Annotated in this window: 14 protein-coding genes; 12 read left to right on the forward strand and 2 right to left on the reverse strand. The window is 74.3% G+C overall.

Features of this window, described 5'->3' with window-relative positions:
* The first annotated feature begins 167 nt into the window (after positions 1-167).
* From ACI6PP_RS15250 to ACI6PP_RS15265, 4 genes are all read left to right on the forward strand, one after another.
* Positions 168-359, forward strand: a complete 192-nt coding sequence (locus ACI6PP_RS15250; protein ID WP_421112460.1) for a hypothetical protein — start codon at positions 168-170, stop codon at positions 357-359.
* A gap of 159 nt (positions 360-518) precedes the next feature.
* Positions 519-4,073, forward strand: coding sequence for a chromosome segregation protein SMC (smc, locus tag ACI6PP_RS15255; RefSeq protein ID WP_421112461.1), 3,555 nt, complete (start codon positions 519-521; stop codon positions 4,071-4,073).
* The gene (locus ACI6PP_RS15260) at positions 4,070-4,513 is read left to right on the forward strand and encodes an acyl-CoA thioesterase (protein ID WP_421112462.1); all 444 of its coding nucleotides are present in this window, start codon (positions 4,070-4,072) and stop codon (positions 4,511-4,513) included. Before smc ends, ACI6PP_RS15260 begins: the two co-directional genes overlap by 4 nt.
* A gap of 150 nt (positions 4,514-4,663) precedes the next feature.
* Complete coding sequence (locus ACI6PP_RS15265) at positions 4,664-4,870, forward strand: hypothetical protein (RefSeq protein ID WP_421112463.1); 207 nt, start codon at positions 4,664-4,666, stop codon at positions 4,868-4,870.
* Between the two features lie 103 nt (positions 4,871-4,973).
* On the opposite strand, the gene ACI6PP_RS15270 is transcribed toward ACI6PP_RS15265, so the two are convergent.
* Positions 4,974-5,873: a M56 family metallopeptidase gene (locus ACI6PP_RS15270; RefSeq protein WP_421112464.1), complete on the reverse strand. Its 900-nt coding sequence runs from the start codon at positions 5,871-5,873 to the stop codon at positions 4,974-4,976.
* Positions 5,870-6,253: a BlaI/MecI/CopY family transcriptional regulator gene (locus tag ACI6PP_RS15275; RefSeq protein ID WP_421112465.1), complete on the reverse strand. Its 384-nt coding sequence runs from the start codon at positions 6,251-6,253 to the stop codon at positions 5,870-5,872. The genes ACI6PP_RS15270 and ACI6PP_RS15275 overlap by 4 nt, the downstream gene beginning before the upstream one ends.
* Before the next feature lie 112 nt (positions 6,254-6,365).
* On the opposite strand from ACI6PP_RS15275, the gene ACI6PP_RS15280 reads away from it, so the two are divergent.
* The 8 genes from ACI6PP_RS15280 to ACI6PP_RS15315 all read left to right on the forward strand — a co-directional run bounded on the left by ACI6PP_RS15280 (position 6,366) and on the right by ACI6PP_RS15315 (position 17,611).
* Complete coding sequence (locus ACI6PP_RS15280) at positions 6,366-7,772, forward strand: cytochrome ubiquinol oxidase subunit I (RefSeq protein ID WP_421112466.1); 1,407 nt, start codon at positions 6,366-6,368, stop codon at positions 7,770-7,772.
* A gap of 15 nt (positions 7,773-7,787) precedes the next feature.
* Entirely contained in the window at positions 7,788-8,798 is a 1,011-nt protein-coding gene (cydB, locus tag ACI6PP_RS15285) for a cytochrome d ubiquinol oxidase subunit II (RefSeq protein WP_421112467.1), read from the forward strand.
* Positions 8,795-10,450 (forward strand): thiol reductant ABC exporter subunit CydD, encoded by a 1,656-nt coding sequence (gene cydD, locus ACI6PP_RS15290; RefSeq protein ID WP_421112468.1) that lies wholly within the window; start codon positions 8,795-8,797, stop codon positions 10,448-10,450. Before cydB ends, cydD begins: the two co-directional genes overlap by 4 nt.
* A gap of 5 nt (positions 10,451-10,455) precedes the next feature.
* On the forward strand, positions 10,456-12,105 hold the full coding sequence (gene cydC, locus ACI6PP_RS15295) for a thiol reductant ABC exporter subunit CydC (RefSeq protein WP_421112469.1): 1,650 nt from the start codon (positions 10,456-10,458) through the stop codon (positions 12,103-12,105).
* Positions 12,106-12,244: 139 nt separating this feature from the next.
* Positions 12,245-13,426 carry a signal recognition particle-docking protein FtsY gene (gene ftsY / locus ACI6PP_RS15300; protein ID WP_421112470.1) on the forward strand — a complete coding sequence of 394 codons (1,182 nt, stop codon included), beginning with the start codon at positions 12,245-12,247 and terminating at the stop codon, positions 13,424-13,426.
* Positions 13,427-13,639: 213 nt separating this feature from the next.
* Positions 13,640-14,965, forward strand: coding sequence for an ammonium transporter (locus tag ACI6PP_RS15305; protein ID WP_421112471.1), 1,326 nt, complete (start codon positions 13,640-13,642; stop codon positions 14,963-14,965).
* Positions 14,962-15,300, forward strand: coding sequence for a P-II family nitrogen regulator (locus tag ACI6PP_RS15310; protein WP_421112472.1), 339 nt, complete (start codon positions 14,962-14,964; stop codon positions 15,298-15,300). The genes ACI6PP_RS15305 and ACI6PP_RS15310 overlap by 4 nt, the downstream gene beginning before the upstream one ends.
* A gap of 16 nt (positions 15,301-15,316) precedes the next feature.
* The gene (locus tag ACI6PP_RS15315; RefSeq protein ID WP_421112473.1) at positions 15,317-17,611 is read left to right on the forward strand and encodes a [protein-PII] uridylyltransferase; all 2,295 of its coding nucleotides are present in this window, start codon (positions 15,317-15,319) and stop codon (positions 17,609-17,611) included.
* The last annotated feature ends 145 nt before the right edge of the window (positions 17,612-17,756 follow it).

Here is a 17,756-nt window from a genome sequence, read left to right on the forward strand (position 1 = left end):
ACGAGGGGGGCCGCACGCCACCGGCCGGACATTTGACCGTCATGACGGGCGGGTGGGACGATGAGAGACGCCGCACGGCCCTGCTCGTCGCGCTCTCCCGCGCGCGTGGCACCCGGCCCCTCGGGCGGCGGACCACCCGCACCTGTGAACCCCTCCGGAGGACATCCATGGCCAAGGCTCTCCTGGGCTATGTCGCCGCGGACAACCCGCACCTGACCCGCGAGCTCGCCGTCCTGCGGCGCCGCGTGGTCGACCTCGAGACCGAGGTCCTGCGCCTGAAGTCCGAGAACGACGCGCTGCACGGCTCGCTCACCGCCGACCTCAGCACGGCCGACCTGCTCGAGCCCGCCGCGGGCTGACGCCCGCGACACCCGCGCGGCACCCCGCCCCAATCACCTCGGGGCTGGCCCCGACGCCCTAGGCTGGCGTCGGCTTCTTCCCCGATGCCCCGTCGGACGACTCCGGCATCGCCGACGCACGCGTCGTCGACGTCCCCTCCGACCACCCGGGAGCCCGCGTTGTACCTCAAGAGCCTGACGCTCCGAGGGTTCAAGTCCTTCGCCTCCTCGACGACCCTGTCGCTCGAGCCGGGCATCACCTGCGTGGTGGGCCCCAACGGCTCGGGCAAGTCCAACGTCGTCGACGCCCTCGCCTGGGTGATGGGCGAGCAGGGCGCCAAGTCGCTGCGCGGCGGCAAGATGGAGGACGTCATCTTCGCCGGCACGTCCGGGCGTCCGCCGCTCGGCCGCGCCGAGGTGGTCCTGACCATCGACAACTCCGACGGCGCGCTGCCGATCGAGTACGCCGAGGTCACGATCACCCGCACGATGTTCCGCAACGGCGGCTCGGAGTACCAGATCAACGGCTCGTCGTGCCGGCTGCTGGACGTCCAGGAGCTCCTCAGCGACTCCGGCATCGGGCGCGAGATGCACGTCATCGTCGGCCAGGGACAGCTCGACGGCGTCCTGCGCGCGACGCCGGAGGACCGCCGCGGGTTCGTCGAGGAGGCCGCCGGCGTCCTCAAGCACCGCAAGCGCAAGGAGAAGGCACTCCGCAAGCTCGAGGCCACGCAGGGCAACGTGCAGCGCCTCGCCGACCTGCTCAGCGAGATCCGCCGCCAGCTCAAGCCGCTCGGTCGCCAGGCCGAGGTCGCGCGCCGGGCCGCCGTCGTCCAGGCCGACGTCCGCGACGCCCGCGCGCGCCTGCTCGCCGACGACCTCGTCACCGCCACCACCACGCTCCAGACCGAGCTCGCCGACGAGAACGCGCTGCGCCAGCGTCGTGCGGCCGCCGAGGGTGCCGTCGCGCACGCCCGCCAGGAGGAGGCGCAGCACGAGGACGCGCTGCGCGAGTCCGCGCCGCAGCTCTCGGCCGCGCAGGAGACCTGGTACCAGCTGTCCGGCCTGCGCGAGCGGTTCCGCGGCACGTCCGGGCTCGCCGCCGAGCGGGTGCGCCTGGCCGCGACGCAGGCCGACGACGAGCGCACCGGACGCGACCCCGAGCAGCTCGAGGCCGACGCCGAGCGCATGGCCGAGCAGGAGGCCGCGATCGCCGCCGAGGTCGAGCAGGCGCGCGGAGGCCTCGAGGCCCAGGTCGCCGAGCGTCAGGCGGCGGAGTCGGCGTACTCCGCCGAGGAGGCCCGCGTCGCGAGCCTGGTGCGCGCCGCCGCCGACCGTCGCGAGGGCCTGGCCCGCCTCAACGGCAAGGTCGGTGCACTGCGCAGCCGCGCCCGCGCCGCCGAGGACGAGATCGGCCGCCTCACCGACGCGCGCGACGCCGCCGAGGTGCGCGCCGAGAAGGCGCGCCACGACTTCACCGCGCTCGAGACGCAGGTGGCCAGCCTCGACGCGGGCGAGAGCGGCCTCGACGCCGAGCACGAGGTGGCCGAGGACGCCCTCGCCGCGGCGCGCGAGCGTCTGGCGAAGGTCACCGAGGAGTCCCGGGTGGCCGACCGCGAGCGCGCGGCGCTCGTCGCGCGCAAGGAGGCCCTCGAGATGGGGCTGTCGCGCAAGGACGGCGCGGGTGCGCTGCTCGCCGCCGACGAGCAGCTGAGCGGTCTGCTCGGCTCGGTGGCCGCGCTGCTCACCGTCCGCGAGGGCCACGAGGCGGCCGTCGCCGCCGCGCTCGGGTCGGCCGCCGACGCCGTCGCCGTCGAGGACGCGTCCACCGCGGTCGAGGCCATGCACCGGCTCAAGGAGGACGACCTCGGCCGCGCCGGCATCCTGCTCGGCGGCGGACCCGACGACGAGCCCGCCTGGCCGTCGCTCCCGGCCTCGGCGTCGTGGGCGGTCGACTCGGTCGAGGTGCCCGCCCCGCTGCGGCCGGCCGTGCGCCGCCTGCTCGTGCGCGTGGCCGTCGTCGACGACCTCGCCTCCGCCCGCTCGCTGGTCTCCTCGCTGCCCGACGTCGTGGCCGTCACTCGCGACGGCGACCTGTTCGGCGCGCACTACGCGTCGGGCGGCTCGTCTTCGGTGCCGAGCCTGCTCGAGGTGCAGGCGGCGGTCGACCGCGCCACCGAGGAGCTCGACGAGGCCACCCGGCTCGTCGAGCGGCTCTCGTTCGACCTCGCCCGGGTCACGCAGGAGCAGCAGGACGCCCAGCAGGCCGTCGACGCCACGCTGGCCCGCCTGCACGAGTCCGACGCCGCGATGTCAGCCGTCGCCGAGAACCTCGGCCAGCTGGGCTCCACGGCCCGCGCCGCGTCGGGGGAGGCCGAGCGGCTGAGCCGGTCGATCGTCGACGCCGAGACCTCGCGCGACGCCGACCTGGCCGGCCTGGCCGAGCTCGAGGACCGGCTGAGCCAGGCCGAGGACGCGCCCGAGGAGGACCCCGACACGTCCGACCTCGAACGACTCGCCGACGAGGCCAAGGCCGGTCGTCAGGCCGAGACCGAGGCCCGCCTGGCGCTGCGCACCGCCGAGGAGCGGGCACGGGCGCTGTCGGGCCGCGCCGACTCGCTGCGTCGCGCGGCCCGCGAGGAGCGCGCCGCGCGCGAGCAGGCGCGTCGCCGGCGCGAGCGCCGTCGTCGCGAGGCCGAGGCCGCCAAGGCCGTCGCCGCCGCCGGCGAGGTCGTGCTGCGGCACCTCGACCGCTCGGTCGAGCTGGCCGGCGTCCGCCGCCGCGAGATCGAGGAGTCGCGCACCGGCGACGAGAAGCAGCTGGCCGAGGTGCGCGAGCGCCTGCGCGGGCTCGCGTCCGAGCTCGACCGCCTGACCGACTCGGTGCACCGCGACGAGATGGCGCGCACCGAGCAGCGGCTGCGCATCGAGGCCCTGCAGCAGCGCGCCATCGACGAGCTGGGCGTGGAGCACGAGTCGCTCGTCGCCGAGTACGGCCCCGAGGTGCCCGTCCCCGTCGAGCGTCCCGAGGGCCTGGCCGACGACGTGCCCGACCCCGACCCGGTCCCGTACGACCGCGAGCAGCAGACCAAGCGGCTGCGCGCGGCCGAGCGGGCCATCGCCGCGCTGGGCAAGGTGAACCCGCTGGCCCTGGAGGAGTTCGACGCCATGGAGGAGCGGCACCGCTTCCTCAGCGAGCAGCTCGAGGACCTCCGCAAAACCCGCCGCGACCTGCTCGAGATCGTCGACGAGGTCGACCGTCGCGTCGAGCAGGTCTTCACCGACGCCTGGACCGACGTCGAGCGCGAGTTCCAGCACGTGTTCTCCCGGCTGTTCCCCGGCGGCGAGGGACGTCTGGTCCTCACCGACCCGTCCGACATGCTCACCACCGGCATCGATGTCGAGGCCCGTCCTCCGGGCAAGAAGGTCAAGCGGCTGTCGCTGCTGTCGGGCGGCGAGCGGTCGCTGGTGGCCGTCGCGTTCCTGGTGGCGCTGTTCAAGGCGCGGCCGAGCCCCTTCTACATCCTCGACGAGGTCGAGGCCGCCCTCGACGACGTCAACCTCGGGCGTCTGCTCGAGATCTACGAGGAGCTGCGCGAGAACTCCCAGCTCATCGTCATCACGCACCAGAAGCGCACGATGGAGGTCGCCGACGCCCTCTACGGCGTGTCGATGCGCGGCGACGGCGTGTCGGCGGTCATCAGCCAGCGGATGCGCGAGGCCGAGCCGGCATGAGCCACGACGAGGCACTGCCGCGCCGCGAGGACTTCGGCGTGCTGCGCCGGATCACCACGCGGTGGGCCGACGAGGACGTCTACGGTCACGTCAACAACGTCACCTACTACTCCTACTTCGACACCGCGGTGAACGGGTACCTGATCGAGACCAGCGGCGTCGACACGCGCACCCTTGACGCCGTGGGCGTGGTGGCCGAGACCAGCTGCCGCTTTCTGCGCCAGCTGCGGTTCCCGGCCGACGTCGAGGTCGGGCTCGTGGTCGAGCGCCTCGGCACGTCGAGCATCACCTACCGGATCGGGCTGTTCCAGGGCGAGGCACCCGAGCCGGCCGCGCTCGGCCGGTTCGTGCACGTGTACGTGTCCGGCCAGGGCGACGAACGGGCCACGACGCCCGTGCCCGACCCCGTCCGCCGGGCCGTCGAGCCCCTCGTCCGCTGACGTGACGCACGCGACGCCGCGCCGTGCTCTCCAGGGCGTGCGCGACGTGACGAACATGACAGAATCGGACACGGAACGCACGCGGTCAGGGCCGCGTCGGACCGCAGTCAGGCTTCACCGCTACACCGATCGCCTCCGGGGGAATTCGTCGTGCTCGTCATCGTCCTGATCATGGTGCTGATCGTCGCCGCAGCCGTGCTGCTCGCGGCCGTCACCGCATTCCCGCAGCGAGGACGCGACGTGCCCAACGCGCCGCGCGTGAGCCAGGTGCTCACCAAGGTCAACGAGCAGCTCGACATCACCACGCCGAACCGTGGCGGCGTCGCCGTCGAGGACCGTCCGCGCGACGACGCCTGAGCGCCCCACCCACGGCAGATGTGCCGAAGCACGGTAGATCTCCCGTGCGCCGGACCAAACACCACGTTCACGTGGTAATTGGTCGAAGCGGCGGCCGACGGCCTCAGGCCAGGCGCTGCCAGGCCGAGGCGATCCACGGCACGGCGAGGAACAGCGTCGGGGCCACGAGCACCACGGCCGACGCCGCGTAGGCGGCGACCGCCGACACCAGGCGGCCGGCCCTGACCTCGTCGGGGTCGTCGCCGAGGCGTTCGAGGCGCACCTGGACGGCCGAGCCGGCGCCCAGAGCGCCCTGCGGGGTGGCGGCTCCCGTCCCCAGGGTCACCAGCGCCCGTGCCAGGGGCACGGCACCGCAGCGACGGCGGGCGCGGTCGTCGGCGAGCAGCTCGACGAGCACCTCGCTGTGGTGCAGGGCGGCGTCGCCGCGCGGACCCCGCGGGAACGCCCGGTGCAACGCGGTGAACCCCTCCAGGACGAGGTCGTGCCGCGCGCGGACGTGGGCCCGCTCGTGCTCGAGCACCGCGTCGACCTCGGCGGCGTCGAGGCGGTCCAGGGTGCCCGCGGACACCACCACGCGGGTCGCGCCCACCCCGGGCAGGCAGTAGGCCATCGGCAGCTCGTCGGCCAGGATCCGCAGCGACGGCTCGTCGTCGTCCACGCGGGCGAGCAGGTCGACCAGGTCGCGATGGCGGCGGCGGCGGGCGCGGACGTCGCGGCCGACCGTGACGATCGACCACGCCAGACGCCCGCCCACCAGGACCGTGAGCGCCAGCACCGCGACGTGCACCGCGATGCGCAGCACCGACGGGTCCTGCGGCGTCACCAGCCACAGCGCCGTCGACAGACCGGCGCCGAGCACGGCGAGCACGGCGGCCAGCGCGAGCGACTGCCACAGCACGATGCCGGCGCGGGGCGCCCGGTAGGGCCAGCGTGCCCGCGCCAGGAGCGCCGGCACGGGGTGCGCCAGCAGCAGCCCGATGACGCCGAGCAGGACCGGGGTCATGACCCGGCGGTGTCGTCCGTGGAGCGGGCCACGACGCGGGCGAGCGCGGCCTGCAGGGCGGCGGCCTCGTCGGGGCTCACCTGCTCGGCGAAGCGGACGAGCGCCGACGCGCGGTCGTCGCCGGCGCCGGCGAGCGCCTCGCGCATGAGCTCGGCGGTGAGCTGCTCGCGGTCGTGCGCGGGGGAGTAGGCGAAGGCCCGCCCCTCGCGCTCGCGCGTGACCAGCTGCTTGCCGTCGAGGCGGTCGAGCACCGTCATCACCGTCGTGTACGCCAGCCCGCGGTCGCCGAGCGCGTCCATCACGGCGCGGACGGTGCGCGGGCCGTCGGCGTCCCACAGGACGTCCATCACCGCGCGCTCGAGGTCTCCCAGGCGTGCCACGACCCCAGCGTACCTCGTCTACGACGTGACGTAGTACTCCCTTGACAGTACGACGCGGCGTCGTACTACAGTCGGTAGTAGGACAACGACGTCCACGACGGGAAGGTCGGCCATGGAGGCACTCGAGCTCGCACGGTGGCAGTTCGGGATCACCACCGTCTACCACTTCTTCTTCGTGCCGGTGACGATCGGCCTGTCGGCGCTCGTCGCGGTGCTGCAGACGATCTGGTGGCGCACCGGGGACGACCGGTACCTGCGGCTGACCAAGTTCTTCGGGACGCTGTTCCTGGTCAACTTCGCGCTCGGCATCGTCACCGGCATCGTCCAGGAGTTCCAGTTCGGGATGAACTGGAGCGACTACTCGCGCTTCGTCGGTGACGTCTTCGGCGCGCCGCTCGCGATCGAGGGCCTGCTCGCGTTCTTCCTGGAGTCGACCTTCCTCGGCCTGTGGATCTTCGGCTGGGACCGGCTGCCCAGGGGCGTGCACCTCGCGTGCATCTGGATCGCCTCGCTCGGCACCATGTTCTCGGCCTACTTCATCCTCGCGGCGAACTCGTTCATGCAGAACCCCGTCGGCTTCACCTACAACGCCGACCGCGAGCGCGCCGAGCTCACCGACTTCGTGGCGGTGATGACCAACGAGGTCGTGCTCGTGACGCTGCCGCACACGTTGTTCGCGGCGTTCATGGTGGGCGGCGCGTTCATGGCCGCGGTGTCGCTGTGGCACCTGCTCAAGCGCCCCGGCACCGACGAGAGCGCCTTCCGCTCGTCCCTGCGGATCGGTGCGGTGACGGTGCTGGTGGCCGGGCTCGGCGTGATGGTGTCGGGCGACCTGCAGGGCAAGGTGATGACCGACGTCCAGCCGATGAAGATGGCCGCGGCCGAGGGCCTGTACGAGACCGAGGCGCCGGCCGCGTTCTCCCTGCTGACGATCGGCACGCTCGACGGCAGCGAGGAGGTCTACTCGGTCAAGGTGCCGCGGCTGCTGTCGTTCCTCGGCACCGGCAGCCTCGACGGCGAGGTGCGCGGCATCGACGACCTGCAGGCCGAGTACGAGCAGCGGTTCGGCCCCGGCGACTACGCCCCCAACGTCCCCGTCGCCTACTGGACGTTCCGGCTGATGATCACCGCCGGCGGGCTCGCGATGGCGGCCGCGGTCTGGGCGCTGTGGGCCACCCGGCGCGGACGGACGCCCCGGGGCCGCCTGCTGCTCGCGACGACGATCGCCCTGCCGCTGCTGCCTCTCGCGGCCAACGTGTTCGGCTGGATCTTCACCGAGATGGGACGCCAGCCGTGGCTCGTCTTCGGCCTGCTGCCCACGGCGTCCGGGGTCTCGCCGGGCACCACGGCCGGTGAGGTGATCGGCTCGATGGCCGCCTTCACCGCGCTGTACACGGTGCTGGCCGTCGTCGAGGTCAAGCTCCTGCTGCGGGTCGTGCGCGGCGGGCTGCCCGACCTCGACCCGCCGCCCGACCCCGACGACGTCGACGACGACGCGCCGCTCACCCTCGCCCACTGACGCCGGAGGATCCCCATGGAGCTCACCACCGCCTGGTTCTGCGCGATCGCGTTCTTCTGGCTCGGGTACCTGGTGCTCGAGGGCTTCGACTTCGGCGTGGGCGTGCTCTCGCCGCTGCTCGCCGACGACGTCGACCAGCGCGGTGAGGTGCTCGAGACCATCGGCCCGGTCTGGGACGGCAACGAGGTCTGGCTGATCGTCGCCGCCGGGGCGACGTTCGCGGCGTTCCCCGAGTGGTACGCGACGATGTTCAGCGGCTTCTACCTGCCCATGCTGCTCATCCTGCTCGCGCTCATCGTCCGCGCGGTGGGCCTGGAGTACCGGCACAAGCGGCACGAGCCGTGGTGGCAGACGCGCTGGGACGTCGCCATCGCCGCGGGCTCGGTGGTCGCGCCCGTCCTGTGGGGGATCGTGCTCGCCAACGTCGTGCGCGGCGTCCCGATCGACGCCGACGGTGAGATGGTCGGCGGCCTGGCCGACGTCCTCGGCCCCTACGCGCTGCTCGGCGGCGCCGCCTTCCTGGTGCTCTTCGTCGCCCACGGCGCCACCTTCGTCGCGCTGAAGACCAGCGGCCCGGTGCACGAGCGGGCCGAGCGGGCCGCCGTCCGCGCCGGTGCCGTGGCGCTCCCGGTGGGCGGCGCGTTCGTGGTCTGGACGGTGCTGCTCGCCGACGTCGCCACCGCGGTCGTCGCCTCGGCGGCGGTGTGCCTGGTCGCCCTCACGCTCGCCGTGGTGATGTCCGGACGCGGCCGCGACGGCGTCGCCTTCGCCGGCACCGCCCTCGGGGTCGGGGCCCTGGTCGTGACGATGTTCCTGGCGCTGTTCCCCGACGTGATGCCCTCGACGCTCGACCCGGCCTGGAGCCTGACGACGCAGAACGCGGCCTCGACCCCGTACACGCTGACGATCATGAGCTGGGCGGGGCTGGCCGTCACGCCGTTCGTCCTGCTCTACCAGGGCTGGACCTACTGGGTGTTCCGCAGGCGCATCCGCACGGGCGCCACCGCCGGCGCGAGCGCGTCGTGAGCACCCCGACCGCCGCCCGGGCCCGCGGGCCCGTCGACCCGCGCCTGGTGCGGCACTCCGGCGCCGTGCGCCGCCACCTCGTGGTGGTCGTCGCGCTCGGCACGGTCGTGGCCGTGCTCGTCGTCGCGCAGGCGTGGCTGGTGTCCGACGTCGTCGCCGACGGGTTCGCCGGGGGCGGCACGTCCGACGCCCTCCTCGCTGCCGTGACGGCGCTCGCCCTCGTGCTGGCCGGGCGTGCCGTCCTCGACTGGGGGCACCAGGTGCTGGCCGCCCGCGCGGCCACCGCGGTCACCAGCGCCCTGCGCGAGGAGGTCGCCGAGGCCCTGGTGGCGGGGCGTCCGGGTGCGACGCCGTCGTCCACCGGACGGGTGGTGGCGCTGCTCGGGCACGGCCTGGACGCGCTCGAGCCCTACGTCGGTCGCTACCTGCCGGCCCTCGGCCTGGCCGTCACCGTCCCGGGCGTGGTGGTGGTGGCGCTGTTCGCCGCCGACACGCTCGCCGCCGTGACCGTCGCCGTCACGCTGCCGCTCGTCATCGTGTTCATGGTGCTCGTCGGGTGGCTGACCGAGCAGCGCACGCAGCGACGCTGGGACGCGCTCGCGCGCCTGACCCACCACTTCGCCGACGTCCTCGCCGGGCTCACGGTGCTGACCGTGCTCGGTCGCGCGGCGTCGCAGGTCACCGGTCTGCGCGACGTCGGCGAGCGCCACCGTCGCGCCACCACCAAGGCGCTGCGCCTGGCGTTCCTGTCGTCGATGGTGCTCGAGCTGGTGGCCACGGTCTCCGTGGCGCTCGTCGCGGTGGGCGTCGGCCTGCGCGTCGTCGAGGGCCACCTCGGCCTGAAGACCGGCCTGTTCGTGCTGCTCCTCGCACCCGAGGCGTTCGCGCCGCTGCGGCGCCTCGGCACGCACTTCCACGACAGCGCGGAGGGCGTGGCCGCGTCGAGGGAGGCCTTCGCGGTCCTCGACCGCGCCGAGGGTGACTCGCCCGGTCGGCGCGGCGCGCCCGACCTCGACCTCGCCGTCATCGAGCTGCGCGGCGTCTCGGTGCGCCACGACAACCGTGACGGCGCCGCACCCGACCGTGCGTCCCTCGTGCTGCGACCGGGTGAGTCGGTGGCGCTGGCCGGGCCCAGCGGGTGCGGCAAGTCGACGTTGCTCGCGGTGCTGCTGGGCACGGCACGGCCCGACGCCGGCTCCGTCGAGGTCGGCGGCGTCGACCTGGCCGAGCTCGACCTCGAGGACTGGCGTCGTCAGCTCGCGTGGGTGCCGCAGCACCCCGTGCTGGTCGACGGCACCGTCGCCGACAACGTCCGGCTGGGCGGCACGGCGGACGACGCGGACGTCCGCGCGGCCCTCGACGACGCCGGCGCCGACGACCTCGCCCTCGACCGGCGGGTGGGCGAGGCCGGTGCCGAGCTGTCGTCGGGGGAGCGACGACGGGTGGGCGTGGCCCGCGCGTTGCTGCGCGTGCGGCACCGCGGCGCCCGCCTGCTGCTGCTCGACGAACCGACGGCCGGCCTGGACGCGGCCACCGAGAGCCGCGTGCTCGACGCGCTGCACGGCGCGGGCGCGACGCTCGTCACGGCCGCCCACCGTCGCGCCGCCCTCGACCGCTGTGACCGCGTCGTCGACCTCGGGGTGCCCCGGTGAGCGGCGTGCTGCGACCAGACCGGCGCACCCGCGGGCGACTGCTGCTGGGGTGGTTCGTCGGGGTGCTCGCGGCCTGGAGCACCGCGGGCCTGCTGCTGGTGTCCGCATGGCTGATCTCCCGGGCCGCCGAGCAGCCGCCGGTGCTCTACCTGATGGTCGCGATCGTCGGCGTCCGCGCCTGCGGCATCGCGCGGGCCGTCCTGCGGTACGGCGAGCGGCTCGTCACGCACGACGCCGCCCTGCGCCTGCTCACCGACGTCCGGGTGCGCGCGTACGACGGCGTGCGGCGGCGCGGACCGTCCGGGCGCCGGCACGGCGACCTGGTGCGACGCGTCACCGCCGACGCCGACGCAGCCCAGGACCGTCTGCTCCGCGTGGCGCTGCCGGTGGCCGTGACGACGACGGTGGCGGTCGGCGTCACCGCCCTGGTGCTGGCGGTGCTGCCGGCCGGCGGTCTGCTGCTCGCGGCGTGCGTGGCTGCCGCGGGGATCGGCGTGCCCGCGCTGGTGGCGCTGGCGTCCCGGCGTGCGCAGCGCACGGTGGCGCCGCTCGGCGGCGAGCTGGCGTCCCTGGGCGCGGAGGCGGTGCGTGCGGCCCCCGAGCTGGCCGCCCACGACGCGCGCGACGTGGTGCTCGTGCCGCTGCGGCGGACGGCGTCGGAGCTGCGGAGGGCCGCCCGCGGCTCGGCATGGCTCGACGGCCTCGGCGCCGCCCTGGTGCGGGTGGTGCTCGGCGTCGCGGTCTGCGGGCTCGTCTGGCTGGGCACCGCCGCGGTCGCCGACGGGTCGATGCGACCGGTGGTGCTCGCCGTCGTCGTGCTGGCGCCGCTCGTGCTCGCCGAGCTGCTGGAGGCGCTGCCTGCCACGGCGCAGGACGAGATCCGCACCCGGGCGGGCGTCGACCGCCTGCGCGAGCTCACCGAGCCGGGCGGGTCGTCCGGGCTGGGCGACGGCGTGACCGGCGCGTCGCCGTCCGGCACGGACCTGCGGGTGCGCGGTCTGAGGGCCGGGTGGGCCGACGGCCCCTACGTGATCGACGGCCTCGACCTCGACGTCCCCGCGGGTGCGGTGGTGGCGGTCGTCGGCCCGAGCGGCTGCGGCAAGAGCACGCTCGCGCACGTCCTGCTGGGGCTGCTCGCCGCCCGCGCCGGATCCGTCGAGCTCGGGGGTGTGGCGTACGACGACCTGGGCGGCGACGTCGTGCGCGCCCACGTCGGCCTGCTCGGCCAGGACGAGCACGTCTTCGACACCACCGTCCGCGAGAACCTGCGCGTCGCGCGTCCGGACGTCGACGACGACGGGCTCTGGTCGGCGCTCGCCCAGGCCGGCCTGGCCGACTTCGTGCGCGGGCTGCCCAAGGGCCTGGACACGCCCGTCGGCGAGCACGGCGGACGGCTGTCCGGTGGCGAGCGCCAGCGGCTCGGGCTCGCCCGGATGCTGCTGGCCGACCGGTCGGTGCTCGTGGTCGACGAGCCCACCGAGCACCTCGACGAGGCCGCCGGCGAGGCGCTCGTCCGCGACCTCGTGGCCCTCGCCCCGTCCCGCTCCCTCGTGGTCGTCACCCACCAGCGCGGCTGGCTCGACCACGCCGACCTCGTCCTCGACCTCGCCGTACCGCGATCCGCGACTTCCGAAGGCCCCGTCCGCAGGTTCTGACGGCTCCGTCCGCGAGTTCGGACGGGGACGACCGTCGGACGCCGCGGACCACGCCGTCCGAGACCGCGGATCGCACCGTCCGAACCCGCGGATCGCACCGTCGGAAGTCGCGGACGGCGGGACGCATAGGGTGGCGGCCGTGTCCGACACCCTGATCCTCGTCCTCGCGATCGCCGCCGCGGTCGTCGTCCTCGGTGGCGGTCTCGCGCTCCTCGTCGGGCGTCGGGGCCGTGCGCTGCCGCCGCCGCACGAGGCCGACGAGCTCACCCGCGACGCGATCACCCACCCCGAGCGCGACCAGGCCGAGCCCGAGGCCGTCGAGCCGCTCCTCCCCGAGCCCGAGCAACCCGAGGCCGACCCCGAGCCGTCGGCGCCGACCACCACCCTCGAGCGTCCCGAGCCCGCCGCCGGCCGCCTGCAGCGCCTGCGCGAGCGGCTCTCGCGCTCGCAGGGCACGCTCGGCCGCGGCCTGATGGCCCTGATCGGGCGCGACCGCCTCGACGAGGACACCTGGGAGGAGATCGAGGACACCCTGATCGGCGCCGACGTCGGCGTCGCCGCCACCCAGGAGCTGGTCGAGCGCCTCCGCACCCGCCTGCGCGTCGAGGGCGTCGACGACCCCGCGCGCGCCCGGCAGGTGCTGCGCGAGGAGCTCGTCGCGACCGTCGACCCGAGCATGGACCGCACCCTGGCCGCGTCCGGCGCCGACGGTGCCCCCGGCGTCGTCCTCGTCGTCGGCGTCAACGGCACCGGCAAGACCACCACCGTCGGCCGCATCGCGCGCGTCCTGGTCTCCGAGGAGCGACGGGTGCTCCTCGGCGCCGCCGACACCTTCCGCGCCGCCGCCGCCGACCAGCTGCAGACCTGGGGCGAGCGCGTCGGCGCCGACACCGTCCGCGGCCCCGAGGGCGGTGACCCCGCCAGCGTCGGCTTCGACGCCGTCAAGCGCGGTCGCGAGGAGGGCGCCGACACCGTCCTGGTCGACACCGCCGGACGCCTCCACACCAAGTCCGGGCTGATGGACGAGCTCGGCAAGGTCAAGCGCGTCATCGAGAAGCAGGCCCCGGTCACCGAGGTGCTCCTGGTCATCGACGCCACCACCGGCCAGAACGGCCTGACGCAGGCCCGCGTCTTCTCCGAGGTCGTCGACGTCACCGGCATCGTCCTGACCAAGCTCGACGGGACCGCCAAGGGAGGCATCGTCATCGCCGTCCAGCGCGAGCTGGGCGTCCCGGTCAAGCTCGTGGGGCTCGGCGAGGGCGCCGACGACCTCGCGCCCTTCGTCGCCGAGGACTTCGTCGACGCGCTGCTGGGGGAGTGAGGCGGGACTCCCGTCAGACCTGACGAGTCGGAGCCCACGGTTCACGCGCGCGTCACCAAAGGTCCAGAAGCGTTACACGGACGAAACATGCGTGCGGCGACCCGGTAATGCGGCGCGGCCACTGTTGGGGCCATCGGACGCCGGTCCGGTGCGGACAGGGTGGTCCGCGCTCAGCGACGGCGTGACTCAGGTTCGACCAGGGAGACCTCTTCGATGGATAGCGGCGACACCGCATGGATCCTGGCCAGCACCGCGCTGGTCCTGCTCATGACACCAGGCCTGGCGTTCTTCTACGGCGGCATGGTGCGCGCCAAGAGCGTGCTCAACATGATGATGATGAGCTTCATCGCGCTGGCCATCGTGCCGGTGCTGTGGGTGCTCTACGGCTACAGCCTCGCCTTCGACGACGACGCCTTCGGCGGCCTGGTCGGCGGCCTGGGCAAGGTCGGCCTGCAGGGCGTCACGCAGGAGAGCCTCTCGGGCACGCTGCCTGAGTACGTCTTCGTCGGCTTCCAGATGATGTTCGCGATCATCACGGTCGCGCTGATCAGCGGCGCGATCGCCGACCGGGCCAAGTTCACCGCCTGGGCGCTGTTCGTGGTCGTCTGGGTCAGCGTCGTCTACTTCCCGGTCGCCCACTGGGTCTTCGCCTTCGACGGCGACACCACCACGGGTGGCTGGATCGCCAACAAGCTGCAGGCGTTCGACTTCGCCGGTGGTACCGCGGTGCACATCAACGCCGGCATCGCCGGTCTCGCCCTGGCGCTCGTCCTCGGCAAGCGCGTCGGCTTCAAGCGCGACCCGATGCGCCCGCACAACCTGCCGTTCGTCCTCCTCGGCGCCGGTCTGCTGTGGTTCGGCTGGTTCGGCTTCAACGCCGGCTCGGCCGTCGCCGCCAACGGCCTCGCCGGCCTGGCGCTCGTCAACACCGCCGCCGCCACCGCCGCCGCGATCATCGGCTGGCTCGTCGTCGAGGTCGTCCGCGACAAGCACCCGACCTCGCTCGGCGGCGCCTCGGGTGCCATCGCCGGCCTGGTCGCCATCACGCCCGCCTGCGGCGTGCTGTCGCCCGTGGGCTCGCTGGCCCTCGGCCTCATCGCCGGCGTGCTCTGCGCCCTGGCGGTCGGCCTGAAGTACAAGTTCGGCTACGACGACTCGCTCGACGTCGTCGGCGTGCACCTCGTCGGCGGTCTCGTCGGCTCGCTGCTCATCGGCCTGTTCGCCACGCGTGCCAACTCCGGCGACGTGCCCGGCCTGTTCTACGGCGGCGGCCTGGACCTCCTCGGCAAGCAGGCCGTGGCCTCCTTCGCCGTCCTGGCCTACTCCTTCGTCCTCACCTACGTCATCGGCAAGCTGATCGACGTGACGATCGGGTTCCGGATCAGCGAGGAGGACGAGGTCAGCGGCATCGACCTCGTCGAGCACCTGGAGTCGGGCTACGACTTCACCGGCAACACCGGTGGCGCCCGCGCCCGTACCATCACCGGCGACCCCGCCACGTCGCACAAGGCCTCGCGCCCCGAAGGAGCCGACGCATGAAGCTGATCACCGCAGTCATCAAGCCCCACAAGTGGGAAGAGGTCCGCGAGGCCCTCGAGACCTTCGGCATCACCGGCATGACGGTGACCGAGGCCAGCGGCTACGGCCGCCAGAAGGGCCACACCGAGGTCTACCGCGGCGCCGAGTACGACGTCGCCCTGGTGCCCAAGATCCGGCTCGAGGTCGTCGTGGACGACGGTGACGCCGCCGACGTGGTCGGCGTGGTCACCAAGGCCGCGCAGACCGGCAAGATCGGCGACGGCAAGGTGTGGGTCGTCCCCGTGGACTCGGTGGTGCGGGTCCGCACCGGCGAGACCGACGAGGCGGCGCTCTAGCCCTACTGTTCGGGCTGTGCCCGACCGCGTAGTGCCAGACCACCCAGTGCAGACACCCGAGGAGCTGGCGGAGCGCCGCCGCGACCGTGCCACGGAAGCGGACGAGCGTCTCCGCCGGCTCTTCGCCGTTGCGGCCCCCGGGCACGCCGAGCAGGGGTCGGGCAGCGGGCTCGCGCTCGTCGCCGTCGGCGGCTACGGGCGCGCCGAGCTGTCGCCGGCCAGCGACCTCGACGTCGTCCTCGTCCACGACGGACGGCTGGCGCCCGAGCGGGTCGGCGAGATCGCCGAGGCGATCTGGTACCCGCTGTGGGACGACGGCGTCGTGCTCGACCACGCCGTCCGCAGCTCCGAGGAGATGCTGGCCGCCGCCGAGGACGACCACCGCGCCGCCACCGGCATGCTCGACGCCCGAGCCGTCGCGGGGGACACCTCGCTCGTGCTCGCGCTGCGGTCGGGCGTGCTCGCGCAGTGGCGCCGCACGGCCCGCCGCCGGCTGCCCGAGCTGCGCCAGGCCAGCCGCGACCGCGTCGAGCGGGCGGGCTGGCTCGCGCACGCCGCCGTCCCCGACCTCAAGGAGTCCGGGGGAGGGCTGCGCGACGGCGTCGTGATGCGCGCGCTCGTCGCCACCTGGCTCGTCGACATCCGGCACGGCGAGGTGGAGGCGATGCGCGCCAGCCTGCTCGACGTCCGCGACGCCCTTCACCAGGCGTCGGGCCGCCGGTCCGACCGGTTCAGCCCCGACCTCGTGCCCGAGGTCGCGCGGCTGCTGGGGCGCGACCCCGACGAGCTCGACCTCCACGTCCGCGACCTCGGCCGCCGCACGGCGCACCTGGCCGGGCTCGCGTGGCGCCAGGTCGACCAGGTGGTCTCTGAGGGCGGACGCGCCCGCCGGCCGATCAGGCTCGAGGTCGTCACCGCCGGGGTGGCCCGGCTGGGCGACGAGATCGTGCTCGCGCGGGGCGCCGACCCCGCCCACGACGCCGGGCTCGCCGTCCGCGCCGCCGCCGCGGCCGCCGAGGCCCGGATCCCGCTCTCGTCGTCGTCGGCCGACCGGCTCGGACGCACCGGCGCGTCCGCCCCCGAGCCCTGGGCGCCGGAGATGCGCCGCCACCTGGTCGACCTGCTCGGCTCCGGCCCCGGGCTCGTGCGGGTCTGGGAGGAGCTCGACATCGCCGGCGTCGTGGAGCGGTGGCTCCCCGAGTGGGACTCGATCCGGCTGCGCGGCTCGTCCTCGCCCGTCCACCGCTTCACCATCGACCGGCACAGCCTCGAGACGTGCGTCAACGCCACCGCCCTGCTGCGCACCGTGGCCCGTCCGGACCTGCTGCTCGTCGCCGCCCTCGTGCACGACATCGGCAAGGGCCGCCCGGGCGACCACAGCGAGGTCGGCGAGCCGCTGGCGCGCGAGATCGCGCTGCGCTGGGGCTTCGACGCCACCGACGCCGACCGCGTCGCCCACCTGGTGCGCTGGCACCTGCTGCTCCCCAACGTCGCCACCCGTCGCGACATCGAGGACCCCGGCACATCGGCGGGCGTCGCCGAGGTGGTCGGCGACGTCGAGACGCTGGGCCTGCTCGCGGCGCTGTCGGAGTCGGACGCTCGCGCCACCAGCGCGGCGGCGTGGTCGACGTGGCGCGCGGGCCTGGTCAAGGGTCTGGTGGCCAAGGTGCGCTCGGTGCTCGAGACGGGGGCGCCGATCGACGACCCCGCCGCCTACGACGGCTGGTCCGAGGAGCTGCCGGTGCCCGCCGGCGACCTCGAGGGCGACGGCATCGCGATCAGCACCGAGCCCCACCGCGACGGCTCGCTCGTCCGGATCGCCGCCCGCGACCGCGGTGGCCTGATGGCCGACCTCGCCGCAGGTCTCGCGCTGGCGGGCATGCCGGTGCTGTCGGCGCGCGTGTGGTCGCAGGACGGAGTGGCGCGCACCACGTGGGAGACGCCCACCGAGGACGTCGACGTCGCCCGCCTCAAGCTGCGCATCCGCCGGGTCCTGGACGGCACGGTCGACCTCGACCAGCGGCTCGGCGTCCGCGCCGAGGAGGACACCGCGGCGCCGGTCGTCACGCTCCTCGAGACGTCGTCACGGACGGCCACCGTCCTCGAGGTCCGCACCCGCGACCGTCGCGGCCTGGTGTGGACGGTGTGTCGCGCCATCGCCCAGCGCCACGCCGAGATCCGGTCGGCGCACCTGTCGACGTTCGGCCCCGAGGCCCGCGACGTCTTCTACGTCGTCGACTCCGAGGGCGGGGCCCTGCTGCCCGGCGTCGCCGAGGAGCTCCGCAGACATCTCCTCGACGCCCTCGCCTGACCGTCCCCCGGAGTTGTCGGTGCCTCAGCGGCCCATAGGCCCCTGAGGCACGACTGCGCTCCCCCGGCGGTACGTCTCGTCCGCGGTGTCGTCGGTGAGGCCCTCGATGGGGGAGAGCGTAGCGGTCGTGGCGCCGGTCTCCGAG

The organism is Solicola agrisoli, from assembly GCF_049059935.1.
GTDB lineage: Bacteria > Actinomycetota > Actinomycetes > Propionibacteriales > Nocardioidaceae > JAURVT01.

Excerpts from the sequence above, each read along its gene's own strand:
- ACI6PP_RS15270 (WP_421112464.1), bottom strand. The coding sequence starts at position 5,873 with ATGACCCCGGTCCTGCTCGGCGTCATCGGGCTGCTGCTGGCGCACCCC.
- ACI6PP_RS15280 (WP_421112466.1), top strand. The coding sequence starts at position 6,366 with ATGGAGGCACTCGAGCTCGCACGGTGGCAGTTCGGGATCACCACCGTC.
- ACI6PP_RS15250 (WP_421112460.1), top strand. The coding sequence starts at position 168 with ATGGCCAAGGCTCTCCTGGGCTATGTCGCCGCGGACAACCCGCACCTG.
- ACI6PP_RS15305 (WP_421112471.1), top strand. The coding sequence starts at position 13,640 with ATGGATAGCGGCGACACCGCATGGATCCTGGCCAGCACCGCGCTGGTC.
- ACI6PP_RS15260 (WP_421112462.1), top strand. The coding sequence starts at position 4,070 with ATGAGCCACGACGAGGCACTGCCGCGCCGCGAGGACTTCGGCGTGCTG.
- ACI6PP_RS15310 (WP_421112472.1), top strand. The coding sequence starts at position 14,962 with ATGAAGCTGATCACCGCAGTCATCAAGCCCCACAAGTGGGAAGAGGTC.
- cydB (WP_421112467.1), top strand. The coding sequence starts at position 7,788 with ATGGAGCTCACCACCGCCTGGTTCTGCGCGATCGCGTTCTTCTGGCTC.